We start from the raw sequence: 20103 nt of genomic DNA on the forward strand, positions 1-20103 counted from the left end.
GCAACGAGAGCGGCCCTCGCGCGTTGACGAGCCCGAGCGGGGCGGTTCCCAAAACGCGTTCCAGCCGTTATGGCTGCGCGCAGGCGAGTGCGTTCGCGCTCGCACAACGAGGTCAGACGAGGTGTCACGATGACGAAGTGGGTCTACACCTTCGGCGACGGCCGCGCCGAGGGCGAGGCGTCCATGCGCAACCTCCTCGGGGGCAAGGGCGCGAACCTCGCCGAGATGTCCAATCTCGGCCTTCCCGTCCCTCCGGGCTTCACCATCACCACCGGTGTCTGCACCTATTATTACGACAACGGCGAGACCTATCCGCCGGAATTGAAGGACGCCGTGGCGCAGGCGCTGACGGAGGTCGGCCGCATCGCCGGGCGCCGCTTCGGCGATCCCGAAAAACCGCTCCTCGTCTCCGTGCGCTCGGGCGCGCGCGCCTCGATGCCGGGCATGATGGACACGGTCCTCAATCTCGGGCTGAACGACGACACGGTCGGCGCGGTGGCGCAGGACGCGGGCGACGAGCGCTTCGCCTACGACAGCTATCGCCGCTTCATCACCATGTATTCGAACGTCGTGCTCGGCGTGGAGCACCACGATTTCGAGGAGGCGCTCGAGGCCTACAAGCAGCGCCGCGGCCACGATCTCGACACCGACCTGACCGCCGACGACTGGAAGATCCTGATCGCCCGATACAAGGAAATCGTCGAGAAGGCGACCGGCGCGCCCTTCCCGCAGGACCCCCACGCCCAGCTCTGGGGCGCGATCTCCGCCGTGTTCGGCTCCTGGATGAATCCGCGCGCGAAGAAATATCGCGAGCTGCACGCGATCCCGGCGAGCTGGGGCACCGCCGTCAACGTGCAGGCGATGGTGTTCGGGAACATGGGCGAGACCTCCGCCACCGGCGTCGCCTTCACCCGCAACCCCTCGACGGGCGAGAACAAGCTCTACGGCGAGTTCCTGATCAACGCGCAGGGCGAGGACGTCGTCGCCGGCATCCGCACGCCGCAGGACATCACCGAGGCCGCGCGCGTGGCCTCCGGTTCCGACAAGCCGTCGATGGAGACGGCGATGCCGGACGCCTTCGCCGAGCTCGTGCGCATCTGCGGGGTGCTCGAGGGGCACTACCGCGACATGCAGGACATGGAGTTCACGATCGAGCGCGGGAAGCTCTGGATGCTCCAGACCCGCAACGGCAAGCGCACCGCGCGCGCCGCTCTGCGCATCGCCTGCGACCTCGTCGAGGAGGGGCTGATCACGCAGCGCGAGGCGGTCGGCCGCGTCGAACCGCAGGCCCTCGACCAGCTCCTGCATCCGACGATCGACCCGAAGGCGAAGCGCGACATCCTCGCGACCGGGCTCCCCGCCTCGCCAGGCGCGGCCTCGGGCGAAATCGTGTTCACTTCCGAAGCCGCCGAGGCCGCCAAGAAGGCCGGGCGCAAGTGCATCCTGGTGCGCGTCGAGACGAGCCCGGAGGACATCCACGGGATGCACGCCGCCGAGGCCATCCTGACGACGCGCGGCGGCATGACCTCGCACGCGGCGGTCGTCGCGCGCGGCATGGGCAAGCCCTGCGTCTCGGGCGCGGGCACGGTGCGCATCGACGCGAAGGCCGGCACGCTCGCCTGCGGCGGGCGCACCCTGAAGACGGGCGACGTCATCACCATCGACGGTGGCGCGGGCCAGGTGCTCGTCGGCGCGGTCGCGATGCTCGAGCCGGAGCTCTCGGGCGATTTCGCCAAGCTGATGGAATGGGCCGACGGCGTGCGCCGCCTCGACGTGCGCGCCAATGCCGAGACGCCGCTCGACGCGCGCACCGCGCGCACCTTCGGCGCCGAGGGCATCGGCCTGTGCCGGACCGAGCACATGTTCTTCGAGGGCGACCGCATCGTCGCCGTGCGCGAGATGATCCTCGCCGACGACGAGGCCGGCCGCCGCGCCGCTCTCGACAAGCTCCTGCCGATGCAGCGGGCCGATTTCGTCGAATTGTTCACGATCATGTCGGGCCTGCCCGTCACGATCCGCCTCCTCGACCCGCCGCTCCACGAGTTCCTGCCCCATACCGAGGAGGAGATCGCGGAGGTGGCCAAGGCCATGGGCGCCTCGCCCGAGAAGCTCAAGCGCCGCGCATCCGAGCTGCACGAGTTCAACCCGATGCTCGGCTTCCGCGGCGTGCGCCTCGCGGTCGCCTATCCCGAGATCGCCGAGATGCAGGCGCGCGCCATCTTCGAGGCGGCCGCGCAGGCCGCGCGCGAGACCGGCCGCCCCGTCACCCCCGAGGTGATGGTGCCGCTCGTGATGACGAAGCCCGAGCTCGACCTCGTCAAGGCGCGCATCGACGCCATGGCGAAGAAGGTCATGGAGGAGACGGGCGCCGCCTTCGCCTATCAGGTCGGCACCATGATCGAGCTGCCTCGCGCGGCGCTGCGCGCGGCCGAGATCGCGGAAGCCGCGGAGTTCTTCTCCTTCGGCACCAACGATCTCACGCAGACGACGCTCGGCATCTCGCGCGACGACGCGGCCTCCTTCCTCGGACCCTACGTCCAGAAGGGGCTCATCGAGTTCGACCCCTTCGTCACGCTGGACCAGGAGGGCGTCGGCGAGCTCGTGGCGCTCGCCGCCGAGCGCGGCCGCAAGACGCGGCCCGACATCAAGCTCGGCATCTGCGGCGAGCACGGGGGCGATCCGGCCTCGATCCGCTTCTGCGAGGGGCTCGGGCTCGATTACGTCTCCTGCTCGCCCTATCGCGTCCCCATCGCCCGCCTCGCCGCCGCCCAGGCCGCCCTCGCGGGGGAGACGCGTTCGCTGGCGTGAGGGGCAGGGGGGGCGCTTCACCGGGCCGCGCCCCCCTCTCCTTCCCATCAGAGCTTGAGGATCTTTCGAAGGTTGTCATCCCGGGCCGCGAAGCGGACCCGGGACCCATACCCACGAGGATCGTTCGAGCGCGCATGCCGCGTGCGTTCCGCTCCAGATGGGCGGCTTTCGTCGGAGAAACGCAGCCTACAGGCTGCGACTGAGACGTGGTGGTTATGGGTCCCGGATCGCCTTCGGCGTCCGGGATGACGTCGCAATGAAAGGTTTTAATACTCTGGGCGGAAGGAACCTCCCGACGCGTCCCGACCTCCGTCACCCCCGCTTGACGATCGCCCCGTACCAGCCGAGCCCGCGATAGGTCTCGTAGCCCGGCGTGGCGTGGAAGGCGACGAAGGTGCCGTCCGGGAGGTGCGAGTAGCCGGCGCGGCGCCCGTCGAGCGGCAGGGAGAGCCGCTCGGTCAGAAGGCCCACGCCGTCGGAGGCCGCGATGACGCGCATGGCGGCATCGACGAGGAGCACCCGCGTGGTCGCCCGCTCCTCGGGCGCGAGCCGCACGCCCTCGACGATGGCGCGCGCCTGCGGCTCCCAGTCGAAATGGATCGCGAGCACGCCGAGCGGGCGCCCGCGCGCCTCGCCGCCCTCGCGCACGCTGGCGCAATAGGTGGCCACCTGGGAATTGCCGAGGAGCGGCTGCGTGCCGACGTCGGCGGCGACGTAATCGTCCCCCGTGGCGAGCGCGACGGCGGACTTGAACCAGGCTTCGTGGGCGACGTTGCGGCCGCGCACGTCGTAGGTCTCGGGGCGCCCGTTGGCGACGACGTCGCCCTTCAGATTGCACAGCCACAGATCGAGATAGACGGTGTAGGCGCCGAGGATCACGCCGAGCCGCTTCGAGGCGTGGCGCACCCGCTCCGCGCTCGGCTCGGCGAGGCATTCGACCAGCGCCGAATCCGTCGCCCACCAGCGCACGTCGCAGGTCCGTTCGTACAGGTTGCGATCGATCAGCTCGATGGCGTTGAGCGAGAGATCGACGAGCCGCTGGCCCTTGGCCGCGTCCGCCATGGTCTCGACCTCGCGCTGCAGGGCCGCGACGCGTTCGGCGAGGTGCTCCTCGAGCTCGCGGGCGACGCTCGCCACCACGTCGCCGACGGAGCGGACCTCCTGCGCGACGACGGAGAACCCACGGCCATGCTCGCCCGCCCGCGTCGCCTCGATCATCGCGTTGAGCGCCAGGATCTTCATCTGGCCGGTGATCTGCTGGATGCGTCTCGTCTTTTCGGCGGCGACGCTGCGCACCTCCGCCGTCATCGCGGCGATGTCGGTGAGCGAGCCGCCGCGCTCCTCGGCCGGTCGTCCGGCGCTCGCGAGAGTCGATCGTGCCAACGCTGTTGCCCCCGATGATCGTCGATCGGGGCGATGATCACATGGGTTGGTTATCCGAAGTTTAAGGTAAATTCGTGCGAGGTCCCGCTAATTGCACAAATTTCGATCAGGAAATCGCTTGCATCGGGGGGCGGGCGCCGCTAAACGCCGCGGCTCTCACGGACGGGTCCTCGATGAACACGCTCCATCTCGGCTGCGACGCCGACGCCATCGCGCAGGCCGCCGCGCTCCTGCGCGCGGGGCGCTGCGTCGCCTTCCCGACCGAGACCGTCTACGGGTTGGGCGCCGACGCGACCGACCCGGCGGCGGTGGTGCGGATCTACGAGGCCAAGGAACGCCCGCGCTTCAACCCGTTGATCGCACACGTGCCGGATGTGGACGCCGCCGCGCGCGAGGGTCTCTTCGACGAGAACGCCCGGCGCCTCGCGGACGCCTTCTGGCCCGGCCCGCTCACGCTCGTCGTCCCCCGCGCCTTGCAGGGCGGCGTCTGCGACGTCGCGCGGGCGGGGCTCGACAGCGTCGCCCTGCGCGTTCCGGCCCATCCCGTGGCCCAGGCGCTGTTGCGCGCGGCGGCGCGACCCGTTGTCGCACCCTCGGCCAATCGCTCCGGACGCGTGAGCCCCACCCGGGCCGACCACGTCGCGGGGGATCTCGACGGACGCATCGCGGCGATCGTCGATGGCGGCGAGACGCGGGTGGGGGTCGAATCGACGATCCTCGCCTGTCTCGGCGGCGATCCCGTTCTGCTGCGCCCGGGCGGCGTGCCGCGCGAGGCGATCGAGAGGCTGCTCGGCCGCCGCCTCGCGGAGGCGCAGGCCACCGGAGACGATCCTGCCGCGCCGCGCGCGCCCGGCATGCTCGCCTCCCATTACGCGCCGCGCGCGGGCGTGCGTCTCGACGCGCGCGAGATATTCCCCGGCGAGGCGGCGCTCCTGTTCGGGGAGCCCCGTCCGGCGGGCGTCGATCATGCGATCGCGGTGCGCGATCTCTCGCCCTCCCGAGACCTCGCGGAGGCGGCGCGCAATCTCTTCGCCGCGCTGCGTGCGCTCGACGAGAGCGGGGCGCACACGATCGCGGTCGCGCCGATCCCCCGTACGGGTCTCGGCGAGGCGATCGCCGACCGCCTCGCCCGCGCCGCGGCGCCGCGCTGATGAGCGAGCGGCCGCCGCGCTGATCGGCGACGCTCCGGCGCGCGACTCGCTGCTCAGGCCCTTGCCAAAGCCTCGCGAATCCTGACGAGCTCGCGCCGAATCTCCACCAGGATGGCGAGCAGGCCGCAAACGACGACTGCGAGAACGAGGCCGACCACCAGGCCGACCACGATCCCAAATCCACCCATGCCGACGGCGTTGCCGAAGACGGCCATGCTCCCGAGTATCAAGAGCGCTGCCAAGATGGTGTTCGCGACACCGAGTGCGTTCGCGAGAAAGCTGTTCATGAAATGATTACCCCCGGTTTCGTCTTTCGATGTGCGGCTTTCAGCGCCGCTCGATCGACGATATCCGAAGTTGCGACAATGTCACCTCTCCGCCGATGATGCGGGGGGCGCCGCATGCCGGAGTGAGACGCCGTCGGCCCCCGGGCGTGGCGCCTCGTGGACCGACGGTGCTCCGCGTCTCGCAAGACGCTGATCAGCCCGCGAGCTTGCCGGCGATCTGCGCCACGTGGCGGCCCTGGAAGCGCGCGCCCTCGAGCTCGACCGCGGAGGGCCGCCGCGAGCCGTCGCCCGCCGAGATGGTGGAGGCGCCGTAGGGCGAGCCGCCCTTGATCTCGTCGAGGCCCGACTGGCCGGCGAAGGTATAGGGCAGGCCGACGATCACCATGCCCTGGTGCAGGAGCACGGTGTGGAACGACAGGATCGTCGATTCCTGGCCGCCGTGCTGGGTCGCCGTCGAGGTGAACACCGCGCCGACCTTGCCGACGAGGGCGCCCTTGGCCCAGAGCCCGCCGGTCTGGTCGAGGAAGTTTTTCATCTGCGCGGCCATGTTGCCGAATCGCGTCGGCGTGCCGAACACGATCGCGTCGTAATCGGCGAGCTCGTCGACGCTCGCGATCGGCGCCTTCTGGTCGAGCTTGTAACGGGACTGCTCGGCGACATCCGTCGGCACCAGCTCGGGCACGCGCTTGACGTGCACCTCGGCGCCGGTCTCGCGGGCACCCTCGGCGACGGCGTAGGCCATCTCTTCGATGTGACCCCAGCTGGAATAATAGAGAACCAGGACCTTGGCCATGTCGGCTCCTCTGGATTGCTGTTTCGGTTCGGGCGCGATCGCCGACGGCGTCGTTCGCCGCGTCGAACCGGAAGATGGGCCTTTCCATCGCGCAATGCCAATTGTATAGGGGGAAGAGCAATCTTGCGCGGACGCATAAAATGACGGTGCCGAGCCAGCTCGTCTGGGACGATTTCCGCCTCGTGAAATCCATCGCGGAGGCCCGTGGGCTGACCGGGGCCGCGAGCGCGCTCGGCGTCAACCATTCGACCGTCTTCCGCCGTCTCGGCCAGCTCGAGGACGGGCTCGGCGTCAAGCTGTTCGAGCGCCACCGCACCGGCTACGCGCTGACCACCGCCGGCGAGGAGATGGTGGCGATCGCCGAGCGCATGGAGGAGGACGTCGTCGGCTTCTCGCGCAAGATCGACGGCCAGACCATCGCGCCCGCGGGCGAATTGCGGGTGACGACGAACGATACGCTCCTCGTCCACCTGCTCACCCCGATCTTCGCCCGCTTCCGGGCGCGCTATCCCGAGATCCGCCTCGACGTCGTCCTCGCCAACCAGGCGCTCAACCTCTCCAAGCGCGATGCCGACGTCGCCATCCGCGCCACCGACGATCCGCCCGAGACGCTGATCGGACGCCGGCTCGCGACGATCGGCTGGGCCCTGTTCGGGCGCCGGGCGGATTTCCCCGACGGGCCGCCGGCGGACCCGTCCGCTTTGTTCTCCCGCGACTGGGTGGCGCTCGGCGACAACCTATCGACCCTCAAGGTCGCCAAATACGTGCGCGACAACGTCGCCCCCGAGCGCGTCGCCTACCGCGTCAACACGGTGCTCGGCTTGGGCGAGGCGATCGAGAGCGGGCTCGGCGTGGGCGCGCTGCCGGTCTTCATCGGCGATGCGCGCGCGAGCCTCTTGCGCCTGTCGGCGCCGCGGCCCGACTTCTCCGCCGGGCTGTGGCTGCTCACCCACCCGGATCTGCGGCGCTCGACGCGCGTTCGCGTCTTCCTCGATTACGTCGCGGGCGAGATCGCCACCTCCCGCGCCCGCATCGAGGGGTGAGGAGCGCCGATGCGTCGTCTGATCGTCGAGGATCCCGTGTCGCGGCCGGCCGTCTGGGCGGCGCGCGTCGGACTGGTCGCGCTCGCCGCCTTCGCCTTCTCGGCGATCCTCACCCGCACGAGCCGGCTCGATCTCGACGGCGGCCTCGCCGCGCTCGCCGCGAGCGCGGGGCTCGCCCTCGTCGCGCTCGCGCTCGCGCTCCTCGCCTTCGTGCGGATCTGGATGCACGGCCATCGCGGGTTCGGCATCGCGCTCGGCGGGGTCGCCCTCGCGGCGCTCGTGCTCGCCTATCCGGCGGCGATCGGCGCCCGCTCGGCGATCCGCCCGCCGGTCTTCGACGTGAGCACCGATCTCGAATCCGCCCCCGCCTTCGCCACCACCCCCTCCGTGGTCGCCGCGCGCGGCGGCTGGCGCGGGGCCGCGGCGGATCCGGGTCTGCGGGCGCGCCAGCGCGCCGAGGCGACGCGGATCGCGCCCCTCGTCGTCGAGCTCCCCGAGGACACCGCCTTCTCCCTCGCGCTCACCGCCGCCGCCGACATCGGCATGCAGGTCCTCGAATCGGTGCCGCCCGGCGAGGAGCGGGAGGCGGGCACGATCGACGGGCGCACGACGACGCTCCTCCTGCGCCTGCCCGTCGAGATCGCGGTGCGCGTGCGTCCCTCCGGCGAGGGCGCCCGCGTCGACGTCCGCGCGGTCTCCCGCGCGCCGGTCGACGATCTCGGCGGACCGACCGAGACCGTACGCGCCTTCCTCGCCGCCTTCGAGGAGCGCCGCCGCGAGGGGATGTGAGGTGTGGGTGCTGGTTTCCGGACGAGATCGACGTTGGTGACGCTGATCTCCTTCCCATGCCAGTCCGTGAGTCTTGCGAAGGTTGTCATCCCGGGCCGCGAAGCGGACCCGGGACCCATGACCTCGACGACCGTCCGAGCGCGCATGCCGCGCTCGCTGCACCACCTTTCAGCGGGTTCCGTCGTGGGAGAAACGCAGCCTATAGGCTGCGACTGAGACGTGGCGGTTATGGGTCCCGGGTCCGCTTCGCGGCCCGGGATGACACCGGTGGAGCACTCACCCTGTCGGCGCGACTGACTAATGACACCGCAACGAAAGAATACCCGAACCGACGGAAAGGAGCGGGAGCGCGCCGTCGGCCGAGAGGCTCCAAACGCAGCGGTCGAGGGGAGGGGCTGTCGCGCGCGGTTCGCATCGCCTATATGGAGCCGATACCGAACCGAGAAGGCTCTCCCCTATGTCCCAAGCGCTCGACATCGCGCGCCGCAATCCGAACGCTCCGGCGGTCGAGGCCGGCGCCATCGCCGACGGCGCCATCGAGAAGGTCGCCGAGCGGCCGCTCGCGCCCGGCGCGCTCGCGGGGCAGCCCTCGCTCGTCGGTCTGACGCGCGCCGAGCTCGCGGAACGCCTCGGCGCGATCGGCGTGCCCGAGCGCGAGCAGCGCATGCGCGTCCAGCAGCTCTGGCACTGGATCTATTTCCGCGGCGCCAACGCGTTCTCCGAGATGACGAACGTGGGCAAGGGCCTGCGCGCCGCGCTCGCCGAGGCCTACACGCTCGCGCGGCCGGAGGTCGTCTCCGAGCAGGTGTCGAAGGACGGCACCCGCAAATGGCTGATCCGGATGCCCTCGACCGGCCCGCTCGACCGCGGCGCCGAGATCGAGTGCGTCTACATCCCCGAGACCGACCGCGGCACGCTCTGCGTCTCCTCCCAGGTCGGCTGCACGCTGACCTGCTCGTTCTGCCATACGGGCACGCAGAAGCTCGTGCGCAACCTCACCTCGGCCGAGATCGTCGCGCAGCTCGTGGTGGCGCGCGACCGGCTCGGCGACTGGCCGCATGCGAGCCCAGCGGAAGGGGCCTTCGTGCCCTCCGACGGCGGGCGCTTCGTCACGAACATCGTGTTCATGGGCATGGGCGAGCCGCTCTACAACACGGACAACGTCGTCGCCGCGATCGGCGTGATGTCCGACAACGAGGGCTTGGGTCTCTCGCGCCGGCGCATCACGGTCTCGACCTCGGGCGTCGTGCCGCAGATCGAGCGGCTCGGGCAGGAGGCGAATTCCATGCTCGCCATCTCGCTGCACGCGGTGCGCGACGAGCTGCGCAACGAGCTCGTGCCGCTCAACAAGAAATACCCGATCGCGCAGCTGATCGAGGCCTGCCGCACCTATCCCGGCGTCTCGAACGCGCGGCGGATCACGTTCGAATACGTGATGCTCGACGGCGTCAACGATTCCGACGCGGATGCCCGCGCGCTGGTGCGGCTCCTCGAGGGCGTGCCGGCGAAGATCAACCTGATCCCGTTCAATCCCTGGCCCGGCACCAAGTATTCGTGCTCGTCCTGGGAGCGGATCGAGCGGTTCTCGGAGATCGTCTTCCGGGCGGGCTACGCCTCGCCGGTGCGCACGCCGCGCGGGCGCGACATCCTCGCCGCCTGCGGCCAGCTCAAGAGCGAGACGGAGAAGCTGCGCGCCCGCGCTCGCATGATGGCCGAGAGCGGCATCGGCGCCGAGGGCGTGTACGCCGCCGCCGCCGCGGACGATTGAGGACGGCCGCTTGCGCGCGCTCGGGCGCCTGATCCTGTGGTGCGTGGGGCTCGTGCTCGCGATACCCGCCGGCGCGCTCGCGCTCCTGTTCGGCGTGATGGCGGAGCCCGCCGCGCGCGAGCTGATCGCGCTCCTCGGTCTGGCCGCGCTCGACGCGCTCTTCGCCGCCGCCGCGGGGGGAGGGGACCCCGACCTCCTCGTCGCCTCGCTCTTCGCGGGCTTCTGGATGCTCTCGCTCGTCCTCGTGATCGGCCCGGTGACGCTCGTCTCGGCGGCGGGCGAGATCGTCGGGAGCCGCTCCTTCGCCTTCTACGGCGGGCTGACCGCGCTCGTCACCGCCGCGATCCCCTGGCTCCTGCGCGCCGGCCCCGGCCCCGGCGCGGCGCTCGCCGCCGAGGGGCGCCTGACCGCGATCCTGTTCGTCACCGGCGCCGTCGCAGGCCTCGTCTACTGGGCGACCGCCGGCCGCAGCGCCGGCCGCGAGGCGGTGGGGCGTCCCTCCCCGTAGGGGAGGGTGGACCCTGGAGCGTGAGCGACAGGGGCCGGGTGGGGCCCGGGTGGCGTTTTTCCGCTGCGCGTCGGGCCCCACCCGACCTCGCTCGCTCCGCTCGCGAGGCCACCCTCCTCTACAGGGAGGGATTCCTCTTCCCCCTTCGACGCGCCTCCGCGCGCCCTTCGGAACCCTTGCCGCTCTCGCCTGTTGAGTGGCCGAGATAGAAGGAGGCCTTGCACATGCCGGTTGGCACGCAGAACGGCGAGGAGACTCGCAACGCCGATTGGCGCGATGTCCAGCGCGAGGCGCAGGATGCCGCGCGAGACATCGCCGGAGAGGCGCAGGAGCGTGGTTCGGAATTCGTGTACCAGGCGCGCGATCGCGCCGCGGAATACGTCGAGCGACGCAAGGATTCGGCCGCGCAATCGGTGGAGGACATCGCGTCCACGCTGCGCGAGACCGGGCAATCGCTCGACGACCGCCCGAACGTCCGCATGTTCGTGGACAGCGCGGCGGACGGGCTCGAGACGCTCGCCGACGAGATCCGCGAGCGCTCGCTCGTCGAGATGGTCTCGGACATGGAGGATTTCGCCCGGCGCCGTCCGGCGACCTTCGCGGCCGCGGCGGGCATCGCGGGCTTCGTGCTCGCCCGCTTCCTGAAGAGCTCGGGCGCGGACGTCGAGGGGCGGCGCGCCTATTCGGACCAGCTGCGCAGCGAGCGCGCCGAGCGCCGCCGCTCGCGCGGACCGGGTGCCTCGAGCGCGACGTCCGGTGCCGCCGCGTCGTCGTCGTCTTCGGCCAAGTCGTCTCAAACCGCGTCTCAAACCGCGTCTCAGACCGCGGCCCCGACCGCGTCTTCGACGACGTCGGCGTCCTCGACCTCGACGGCGAAGCCCGGCAGCGGCGCGGGCTCGACCTCCGGCGCCACCTGAGGAGGCCGCCATGCATCACGATCACCGTGAGACCCAGAGCATGCAGGCGCTGGTCGCCGAGGCCCTGCGGGAGACGACCGATCTCGCCCGCAAGGAGATGGCCCTCTTCCGCACGGAAGTGAGCCACAACGTCAAGCTCCTGGTGACGGGCCTCGTCGCGATCATCGCCTCCGCGGTGTTCGCGATCGCGACCCTCGTGCTCCTCACCGACGCGGCGGTCTCCTGGCTCGCCGAAGCTTTGAATTCACGACCGCTCGCGGCCCTGATCGTCGCGGTCGTGATGTTCGTGATCTTCCTGATCCTCGTCCTCTACGGCCGCTCGAAGCTCTCGTCGGCGACGCTCGAGCCGACGCGCACGATCCGCTCGGTCGAGCAGGACAAGGACGTCCTCGCGAACAGGAGGCACGCATGACCTCGATATCCGAGCTCGAGCAGGACATCGCGGAATCGCGCGCCCGTCTCGACAAGACGATCGACCAGCTGCAGGACCGCATGACCGCCTCCGGCGTCATCGACGAGGTGCTCGGCACGGCGCGCCGCTCCGGCTACGGAACGACGCTCGATCGCGCGGCCGATACGCTGCGCGCCCATCCCGTGCCGGTCCTCCTCGTCGTCGCGGGGCTCGGCTGGCTCGCCTATTCGATGACCGAGGCGGGACGGCGCCGCGACCTGCGCGCCCGCGCCCGCCGCGATCTCGAGGAGCGCCTCGGGCCGCGCCCGGCGGTGCGACCCATCGACCGCGATTCGCCCGAAGCGGAGCGGCGCGAGCGCGCCGAGCGCGAGGGTGCGGCCGCCGCGGCGCGCACGGCCGAGATGCCGCGCGCTTCCGCCGCGACGAGCCGTCCGACGACCGTCGGCGCGAGCGATCTGCGCCCCGGCGAGACGCGCTCCGTCGGCAACGGCACGAGCCGCCCGACGAGCCGCGCCGGCGAGCCGCCCGATCGCGGCGGCGTGACGGCCGGTGCGCGGGTCGGCGAGCGGGTGATGGGCGGCGACGGCGGCCTGCGCGCCTCCGACGTGCCCGCAGGCGCCGTTCGCCGGCCGCCGGATCCGACCCATGCCGCTCCCGAGGGCGAGGCGCTGCACCGCAGCCCCGCCCCCTCGCCGACGCGCGCCTCGCCCGCCGCCCCCGGCGACACCGCCCCGGGCGCGTCCGGCACGCGACGCTGACGCGAACGACAACGCACATTCGAGGAGGTCCCGATGGCCGACATCAAGAAGGACGACAACGCTCATTCCCCGCACGCGACGCCGCCGGCCGGCGGCTCGCCCTCGGGGACCTATTCGAGCAACCCCTCCGCCCGCGAGGGCCTGTACGGCAGCCAGGCGGGCAGCCAGACCGGCGGCTCGTCCTCGGCGGGCCGCTCCGGCGGCTCCTCCGGCGACGCGATGAGCCGCGCCTACGAGGAGAGCCGCCATCGCGGCGAGGAGCTCGCCGGCGAGGCCCGTCGTCGCGGCGAGGACTACATGCGCGAAGGCCGCCGCTGGGCCGACGAGGCCCGCGAGCGCGGCGAGCGCTATTACGAGGAGGCCCTGCATCGCGGCCGGGACTATTACGAGGAGGCGATGCACCGCGGGCACGACTATTACGACGAGGCCTATCGCTACGGCAGCCAGGGCTACGAGGCGACCCGCGACTTCGTGCGCGAGAACCCGCTCCTCATCGGCGTGCTCGGCCTCGCCGCGGGTCTCGCGATAGGCGCGCTCCTGCCGCGCTCGCGCCACGAGGACGAGACGATCGGCCGCTACGCCGACGATCTGCGCCACCAGGGCATGGGCTATGCCCGCGAGGCCGTGCGGGCCGGGCGCGACTACGCCCACGAGGCCTTCGCGCGCACCGAGGAGGGGCATCCCACCCACGAATCGGAATGGCGCCGCGAGACGAGCGAGGAAGAGGACGCCGCCCGCCGCTCGGGCCCGCTCGACACCCAGCGCCGTCACTGATCGCCGCGTGACGCTGCGACATCGAGGCCGGGCCGCCCGTCGGGGCTGCCCGGCCTTCGGTCGTCTCGTCCACACCCCCCGGCGAACCCGCATTGTCACGCCGTGCGCTTCGTCGTAAACCAGCGCGAGGCACGCGTCCGTCGGTCCCGTGTCGCGGTTCGCAAAGGCTCGACGAAGAACGCATGAAGATCGTCGTCTGTGGCGCGGGGCAGGTCGGCTCCACCATCGCGCGCCATCTCGCCAACGAAGGGATCGACGTCACCGTCGTCGACATCGACGCCGCGCAGGCGCGCCGTGTCGACGAGAGTTACGAGGTCCGCGGCATGGTGGGCCACGCCTCCCATCCCGAGACGCTCGAGCGCGCCGGCGCGCGCGAGGCCGACATGCTGATCGCGGTGACGCGCTCGGACGAGGTCAACATGGTGGCCTGCCAGGTGGGCTACACGCTCTTCCGGGTGCCGCGGCGCATCGCCCGCGTGCGCCATCACGGCTATCTCGATCCGCTCTCGCGCGCGCTCTATTCCGCCGACCAGATGCCGATCGACGTCGTCATCTCCCCCGAGGTCGAGGTGGCGAACGGCATCGCGCGCCGCCTGCGCACCCCCGGCGCCTTCGACACGGTGCCGCTCGCCGACGGGCGGGTGCAGCTCCTCGGCATCCATTGCGACACGGTCTCCTGTGCCTTCGTCGGCAAGAAGCTCTCCGAGATCCCGCAGATCATGCCGGATCCGCACCTCCTCGTCGTCGCGGTGGTGCGCAACGGCGAGGCCTTCGTTCCCGCGGGCGCCGACGTGATCCAGCGCGGCGACGACGTCTACGTCGTCACGGAGCCCAACCGCGTCGACCGCGTGATGGCCTTCTTCGGCCACGAGGAGCGCATCGCCCGGCGCGTCGTCATCGTCGGCGGCGGCAATGTGGGGCTCAATCTGGCAAAGATGCTCGCGCGCGAGGCGCCCTACGTGCGCATCAAGATGATCGAGCATTCCCGCGAGCGCGCCGAGCTCGTCTCGCGCGAGCTCGGCGACCGCGCCGTCGTGCTGCACGGCGACGCGCTCGACACGGAAGTGCTCGAGGAGGCAAATGCCGGCTCGGCCGAGACTGTGGTCGCCGTCACGAACGACGACGAGACCAACATCTTCTCCTCGGTGCTCGCCAAGCGGATGGGCTGCAAGCGCGCGATCACGCTCGTCAACAAGACGAGCTACGAGCCGATCATGCCGTCTCTCGGCATCGACGCGGTGGTGAGCCCCAACGCCATCACCATCTCGACGATCCTGCGCCACGTGCGCCACCGCTCGGTGTCCGCCCTGTACACCCTGCGCGAGGAATTCGGCGAGGTGATCGAGGCGCGCGCTCAGGAAGGCTCGAAGCTCGTCTCCGGGCCGATCAACAAGATCGGCCTGCCCGAGGGCATGCTGATCGGCGCCGTCGTGCGCGGCGACACCGTCGTCATCCCGCACGGCGAACACCGGGTGCGCGCCGGCGACAGCGTCATCGCCATGGTCACCTACAAGAGCCTCAAGAAGGCGGAAGCATTCCTCGCCGGATCGGGCGGGGACGAGCGCTAGAGACCATGGCGCGCGTCTCCCTCGACAATTGGGCGCTGCCCGCGCTTCGTCCCATCCTGCAACTCCTCGGCGGCATGCTGGTCGCGCTCTCGGCGGCGATGCTGATCCCGCTCGCCGTGGACGTCGCGACCCGCAACGAGGACTGGAAGGCCTTCGCGATCTCGAGCGGCATCACCTTCGCCGTCGGCGCGAGCCTCTTCCTGAGCATGCGGCGCACCAAGATCGCGGGCGGGCTCTCCCTGCGCCAGGCCTTCGTGCTGACCCCGCTGACCTGGCTGACGGTGGCCCTCTTCGCGGCGCTGCCGCTCTACCTGTCCGACTACGCGCAGCTGCGCGAGAGCTTCGCCAACGCCTTCTTCGAGGCGATGTCGGGGCTCACCACCACGGGCGCCACGGTGATCGTCGGCCTCCAGGACGCGCCGCCGGGCGTGCTCCTGTGGCGCGCGACGCTGCAATGGCTCGGCGGCATCGGCATCATCGCGACCGCGATCGCGATCCTGCCCGCTCTGGGCGTCGGCGGCATGCAGCTCTTCCGCACCGAGAGCTCGGACCGCTCCGAGAAGGTGCTGCCGCGCGTGCGCGAGATCGCGCTCGCCATCGGTCTCATCTATCTCGGCTTCACGGTCGTGTGCGCGATGGCCTACCGGCTCGCGGGCATGACGACCTTCGACGCGGTCGCCCACGCATTCACCACGATCGCCACCGCCGGCTTCTCGACCCACGACAATTCGCTCGGGCACTGGACCAGCCCGGCGATCCACTGGATCGCCGTCGTCGGCATGCTCGCAGGCGCGATGCCCTTCGTGCTCTACGTGCGCCTGTTCCGCGGCTCGCTCGACGATCTGCGCAACAGCCAGGTGCGCGTGCTCCTCGGCTTCGTGACGGTCGTCGTGATCGCGATGACGGCCTGGCTCGTCCACACCGAGCGCTACGATTTCCCCGACGCCCTGCGCCACGCCGCCTTCAACGTCGTCTCCGTCGTCACCACGACGGGCTTCGCCTCGACCGATTACGGCGCCTGGGGCAACGTGGCGGTGGGCGTGTTCTTCGGGCTGATGTTCGTCGGCGGCTGCACCGGCTCGACCGCGGGCGGCGTCAAGATCTTCCGCTACGAGGTGATGGCCAAGGTCCTCCACAGCCATTTCCTGCACCTCCTCTACCCCCGCGGCGTCTTCCCCCGCACCTATGCCGGCCGCGTCCTGCCCGACGACGTGGTGGGATCGGTGGTGGTGTTCTTCACGCTGTTCTTCGTCTGCTACAGCGCCATCACCATCGCGCTCATGGCCTTCGACCTCGATTTCCTCACGAGCGCGTCGGCCGCCGTCTCGGCCCTCTCCAATGTCGGCCCGGGCTTGGGCCCCATCATCGGCCCCGCCGGCAATTTCCAGCCGCTCCCGGACGCGGTGAAATACATCCTGTCCTTCGCGATGCTTCTCGGGCGGCTGGAGCTGTTCACGGTGTTGATTCTGTTCATGCCGCGGTTCTGGCGGGGGTGAGGCGCGTCTCCCCTCTCCCGAACGGGAGAGGGGCCGGGGGTGAGGGCGTACGGGTGGAGATTTGGGCTCCCCGCCTCTCGGCGCGCGACGTGCGGAGATAGTCCTGACCCCGTATCCCCTCACCCCTGCCCCTCTCCCGTTCGGGAGAGGGGTTCTCGTGGGCGATCTACACGCGCCACCGGTGTCATCCCCGGCTGGAGCCGCGAAGCGGCGGAAGGGAAGGGGCCCCAGCACGAAGAGATGCGTGCGGAGCACGCTCGAACGGCCGCCGACCAGGCGGCTGGTCGCCGCCACAAGTGCTTGCTCCGCAAGCAATTCTCGCGCTGGGTCCCCTTCCCCTGCGCACGCTTCGCGTGCTCCGGCCGGGGATGACACGGGGCGGTTCAGGTCCTGGACGGCACCGAAAACCGCACCCCCGCCCCCTCCCCATTCGCGTCCAGGAACTTCACCCCCGCCCGTTCGAACGCCGCGCGGAGCTTCTCCACCGTGCTCGCGTGAGCCGCGAGCGGGCCCGGCCTGCCTTCGAGCCGCTGGATCGTTGCGAGCGATACCCCCGATTCCCGGCAGAGATCGGTCTGCTCCCAGCGCAGCAACGCCCGCGCGGCCCGCACCTGCTCGCTGCTGATCGTGGCCTTGGGCACGCTGAACTCGCAAAAAGTGAGGGCTGAGCCCTTGTTTTCGTCTGCGACCTCGACTATATCTCTCGGCGGACCCACAACGCAACGAGAGACCCCATCATGTCGGACGACGCGCGCGCGTGTCCGCTCGCGTGCCTGTGCGCGGAGGCGGAGCGGCTTCTTCGGCGGCGGTCGGAGGCGGAGCGGGTTTTGCGCATGGAGCGGGACGAGGCGGAGCGTGCGCGCGCGGCGCGGGTGATGCGGGAGGCGGATCTGAGCCTGTCGCACATCGCTGGCCGCGCGAGCGATCTGCGGCCCGCGAGCGCGCTCGGCGCCCTGTTCACCCTCGCGCTCGCCGCCGCCGAGGTCGACGCCCTCGCCGAGGCCGGCCCCGACGAAGCCGCCCGCCTGCGCCGGCGCCTCTACGCGCTGCGCGCCTATCTCGAAGCCGACGCACCTCTGCCCGGCCCCGTCGCGAGCCGCTTCATGCAGATCGACGCCGATCCGTTCGCTCTGTTGGCGGAGTGACAGAGCAGCCGCCCGACGAACACGGCGCGCGCTCTCCTTCCCCTCGAAGCCTGCGAACCCTTTTCTTCTAACCTCGACGCCGTCATTCCGGGGCGCGAAGCGAGCCCGGAACCCAGACTCCCGACGTGTGTCGAGCAGCCTATAGGCTGCGTCCTTCGACGCATCGATTGCCTAAGGTTTGCGGAGCGAGCGCGCATGCGCGCTCGAACCGACGTCGGGGTTCTGGATTCCGGGCTCGGCTTCGCCGCCCCGGAATGACGGGCCGGAAGAGATTCCCGCGCTCTGAGGGGAAGGAGGGGCCGTCGCCTCTCCATCCCGCCCCCTCCGTCTTTGACTCCCGGCCCGCCCATGCTAAGCAGCGCGCGAAAAACCACGGCTTCGCGCAGCGGGGGCGTGGGCGGCGAGATGAAGCGGACCGGACCTGTGAACGATCAGACCAAGGCGGCGCCCGTCGAGGCGAGCCGGGAGGACGTCTCCCAACGCGATATGGCGAATGCGATCCGTGCGCTCGCCATGGATGCGGTCGAGACCGCGAAATCCGGCCATCCCGGCCTGCCGATGGGCGCGGCGGACGTCGCGACCGCGCTCTTCACCAAGGCGATGAAGTACGACGCGGCCGACCCCACCTGGCCGGACCGCGACCGCTTCGTCTTCTCGGCCGGCCACGGCTCGATGCTGCTCTACTCGATCCTGCACCTGACCGGCGTCGCCGGGGTGACGATCGAGGAGCTCAAGCGCTTCCGCAAGCTCCACTCGCTCACGCCGGGCCATCCGGAGAACTTCGTGACCCCGGGCGTCGAGACGACGACGGGGCCGCTCGGCCAGGGCATCGCGACCGCGGTCGGCATGGCGCTCGCCGAGCGCATGCTCGCGGCGGAGTACGGCGACGACATCGTCGATCACCACACCTACGTGCTCGCCTCCGACGGCGACCTGATGGAGGGCATCTCCCAGGAGGCGATCGCGCTCGCCGGGCACCTCAAGCTCGCCAAGCTCGTCGTCCTGTTCGACGACAACGGCATCTCGATCGACGGGCCGCTGTCGCTTTCCGATTCGACCGATCAGCTCAAGCGCTTCGAGGCCTCCGGCTGGAAGGCCGTGCGGGTCGACGGGCACGACGCGGTCGCCATCGCACGGGCGCTGTCGCGGGCGAAGAAGTCCGACCGCCCGACGCTGATCGCCTGCCGCACCACGATCGGCTTCGGCGCGCCCAAGAAGGCGGGCACCTCGAAGGCCCACGGCGAGCCGCTCGGCGCGGAGGAGCTCGCGGGCGCCAAGGCGGCGCTCGGCTGGACGCACGCGCCCTTCGAGATCCCCGCCGCGATCAAGAAGGCCTGGGAGAAGGCCGGACGGCGCGGCCGCTCGGCCCGCAAGGCCTGGGAGGCGCGCTTCCAGGCGCTGCCGCGCGAGACCCGCGCCGAGATCGAGCGCCGCCTCGCCCACACCCCGCCCGCGGCCCTCGGCGAGGCGATCCTCGCCCACAAGAAGAAGCTCGTCGCCGCCCCCGCGTCGCTCGCCACCCGCAAGGCGTCCGAGGCCGCGCTCGAGGCGATCGCGCCGGTGATGCCCGAGCTCGTCGCCGGCTCCGCCGACCTGACGCCGTCGAACAACACGCGGGTCAAGACGGCGGTCGCGGTGACGCCGGACGATTTCTCCGGCCGCTACCTGCATTACGGCATCCGCGAGCACGGCATGGCGGCGGCGATGAACGGCATCGCGCTGCACGGGGGCCTGCGCCCGGCGGGCGCGACCTTCCTCGTCTTCGCCGATTATTGCCGTCCCTCGATCCGCATCGCGGCGCTCGCCGGCATCCCGGCGATCTACGTGATGACGCACGATTCGATCGGTCTCGGCGAGGACGGGCCGACGCACCAGCCGGTGGAGCATCTCGCGGCCCTGCGCGCGATGCCGAACCTGCGCGTCTTCCGCCCCGCCGACGCGATCGAGACGGCCGAATGCTGGCAGCTCGCGATCGAGCGCACCGACGGTCCCTCGCTCCTGGCGCTGACGCGCCAGAACCTCGCGCCCCTGCGCCAGGACGCAGAGCCCGAGAACCGCTGCGCGGCAGGCGCCTACGAGCTCGCCCCCGCCGAAGGCGGCCGGGCGCTCGCCACGATCTTCGCCACGGGCTCCGAGGTCGAGATCGCGATGGCCGCGCGCGCACGCCTCGCCGAACGCGGCATCGCTTCGCGCGTTGTCTCGGTGCCCTCGCTCGACCTGTTCCTGGCCCAGCCGGAAGAGGCGCGCGCGGCGATCGTGGGCGACGCTCCGATCAAGGCCGCGATCGAGGCCGGGGTACGCTTCGGGTGGGATGCCGTGATCGGCGAGGACGGGGTCTTCGTCGGCATGGCGTCCTTCGGCGCGAGCGCGCCCTACAAGGACCTCTACGAGCATTTCGGCATCACCGCCGAGGCGCTCGCCGACAGAATCGCCGCGCGCCACAATTCGTGAGGGCGCGAGCCCGAGGCGGAGACGCCGCCCACGGGGGAGAGATGCACCAGGG

18 protein-coding genes are annotated in these 20103 nt (G+C 70.9%); 14 read left to right on the forward strand and 4 right to left on the reverse strand.

Features of this window, described 5'->3' with window-relative positions; all coding sequences use genetic code 11:
- Positions 1-129: 129 nt before the first annotated feature.
- The gene (gene ppdK / locus ACK4UM_RS01450) at positions 130-2808 is read left to right on the forward strand and encodes a pyruvate, phosphate dikinase (protein ID WP_409794569.1); all 2679 of its coding nucleotides are present in this window, start codon (positions 130-132) and stop codon (positions 2806-2808) included.
- A 312-nt stretch (positions 2809-3120) separates the two neighbouring features.
- On the opposite strand, the gene ACK4UM_RS01455 is transcribed toward ppdK, so the two are convergent.
- Positions 3121-4191, reverse strand: coding sequence for a methyl-accepting chemotaxis protein (locus ACK4UM_RS01455; protein ID WP_409794572.1), 1071 nt, complete (start codon positions 4189-4191; stop codon positions 3121-3123).
- Between the two features lie 173 nt (positions 4192-4364).
- Between ACK4UM_RS01455 and ACK4UM_RS01460 the strand changes: the two genes are divergently transcribed.
- Complete coding sequence (locus ACK4UM_RS01460) at positions 4365-5342, forward strand: L-threonylcarbamoyladenylate synthase (protein WP_409794575.1); 978 nt, start codon at positions 4365-4367, stop codon at positions 5340-5342.
- A gap of 53 nt (positions 5343-5395) precedes the next feature.
- Here ACK4UM_RS01460 and ACK4UM_RS01465 read toward each other — a convergent pair whose 3' ends face one another.
- Both ACK4UM_RS01465 and wrbA read right to left on the reverse strand, forming a co-directional pair.
- Positions 5396-5629 (reverse strand): hypothetical protein, encoded by a 234-nt coding sequence (locus ACK4UM_RS01465; RefSeq protein ID WP_409794578.1) that lies wholly within the window; start codon positions 5627-5629, stop codon positions 5396-5398.
- 193 nt (positions 5630-5822) lie between these two features.
- Positions 5823-6422, reverse strand: coding sequence for an NAD(P)H:quinone oxidoreductase (gene wrbA, locus ACK4UM_RS01470; RefSeq protein WP_409794581.1), 600 nt, complete (start codon positions 6420-6422; stop codon positions 5823-5825).
- 140 nt (positions 6423-6562) lie between these two features.
- On the opposite strand from wrbA, the gene ACK4UM_RS01475 reads away from it, so the two are divergent.
- The 10 genes from ACK4UM_RS01475 to ACK4UM_RS01520 all read left to right on the forward strand — a co-directional run bounded on the left by ACK4UM_RS01475 (position 6563) and on the right by ACK4UM_RS01520 (position 16455).
- Positions 6563-7465 carry a LysR family transcriptional regulator gene (locus ACK4UM_RS01475; RefSeq protein WP_409794583.1) on the forward strand — a complete coding sequence of 301 codons (903 nt, stop codon included), beginning with the start codon at positions 6563-6565 and terminating at the stop codon, positions 7463-7465.
- A 9-nt stretch (positions 7466-7474) separates the two neighbouring features.
- On the forward strand, positions 7475-8254 hold the full coding sequence (locus ACK4UM_RS01480; protein ID WP_409794586.1) for a DUF1499 domain-containing protein: 780 nt from the start codon (positions 7475-7477) through the stop codon (positions 8252-8254).
- Positions 8255-8711: 457 nt separating this feature from the next.
- On the forward strand, positions 8712-10022 hold the full coding sequence (gene rlmN, locus ACK4UM_RS01485; RefSeq protein ID WP_409794589.1) for a 23S rRNA (adenine(2503)-C(2))-methyltransferase RlmN: 1311 nt from the start codon (positions 8712-8714) through the stop codon (positions 10020-10022).
- Positions 10023-10032: 10 nt separating this feature from the next.
- Positions 10033-10530 (forward strand): hypothetical protein, encoded by a 498-nt coding sequence (locus ACK4UM_RS01490; protein ID WP_409794592.1) that lies wholly within the window; start codon positions 10033-10035, stop codon positions 10528-10530.
- A 224-nt stretch (positions 10531-10754) separates the two neighbouring features.
- A complete protein-coding gene (locus ACK4UM_RS01495; protein ID WP_409794595.1) occupies positions 10755-11447 on the forward strand; it encodes a hypothetical protein in 693 nt (230 codons plus the stop codon).
- 10 nt (positions 11448-11457) lie between these two features.
- Positions 11458-11859 (forward strand): phage holin family protein, encoded by a 402-nt coding sequence (locus tag ACK4UM_RS01500; protein WP_409794598.1) that lies wholly within the window; start codon positions 11458-11460, stop codon positions 11857-11859.
- Positions 11856-12617 (forward strand): DUF3618 domain-containing protein, encoded by a 762-nt coding sequence (locus ACK4UM_RS01505; protein ID WP_409794601.1) that lies wholly within the window; start codon positions 11856-11858, stop codon positions 12615-12617. The genes ACK4UM_RS01500 and ACK4UM_RS01505 overlap by 4 nt, the downstream gene beginning before the upstream one ends.
- A gap of 33 nt (positions 12618-12650) precedes the next feature.
- Positions 12651-13391 carry a YqjD family protein gene (locus ACK4UM_RS01510; RefSeq protein ID WP_409794603.1) on the forward strand — a complete coding sequence of 247 codons (741 nt, stop codon included), beginning with the start codon at positions 12651-12653 and terminating at the stop codon, positions 13389-13391.
- Positions 13392-13573: 182 nt separating this feature from the next.
- Positions 13574-14959: a Trk system potassium transporter TrkA gene (gene trkA / locus ACK4UM_RS01515; RefSeq protein WP_409794606.1), complete on the forward strand. Its 1386-nt coding sequence runs from the start codon at positions 13574-13576 to the stop codon at positions 14957-14959.
- 5 nt (positions 14960-14964) lie between these two features.
- On the forward strand, positions 14965-16455 hold the full coding sequence (locus tag ACK4UM_RS01520) for a TrkH family potassium uptake protein (protein WP_409794609.1): 1491 nt from the start codon (positions 14965-14967) through the stop codon (positions 16453-16455).
- A 383-nt stretch (positions 16456-16838) separates the two neighbouring features.
- Here the strand turns inward: ACK4UM_RS01520 and ACK4UM_RS01525 are convergent, their stop codons facing one another.
- Positions 16839-17096, reverse strand: coding sequence for a transcriptional regulator (locus ACK4UM_RS01525; RefSeq protein ID WP_409794612.1), 258 nt, complete (start codon positions 17094-17096; stop codon positions 16839-16841).
- A 96-nt stretch (positions 17097-17192) separates the two neighbouring features.
- Here ACK4UM_RS01525 and ACK4UM_RS01530 point away from each other — a divergent pair, with 96 nt between their 5' ends.
- Positions 17193-17600 carry a hypothetical protein gene (locus ACK4UM_RS01530; RefSeq protein WP_409794615.1) on the forward strand — a complete coding sequence of 136 codons (408 nt, stop codon included), beginning with the start codon at positions 17193-17195 and terminating at the stop codon, positions 17598-17600.
- A 486-nt stretch (positions 17601-18086) separates the two neighbouring features.
- Positions 18087-20051, forward strand: a complete 1965-nt coding sequence (gene tkt / locus ACK4UM_RS01535; RefSeq protein ID WP_409794752.1) for a transketolase — start codon at positions 18087-18089, stop codon at positions 20049-20051.
- Positions 20052-20103: the final 52 nt, after the last annotated feature.

Source organism: Salinarimonas sp. (assembly GCF_046292825.1).
Lineage (GTDB): Bacteria > Pseudomonadota > Alphaproteobacteria > Rhizobiales > Beijerinckiaceae > Salinarimonas.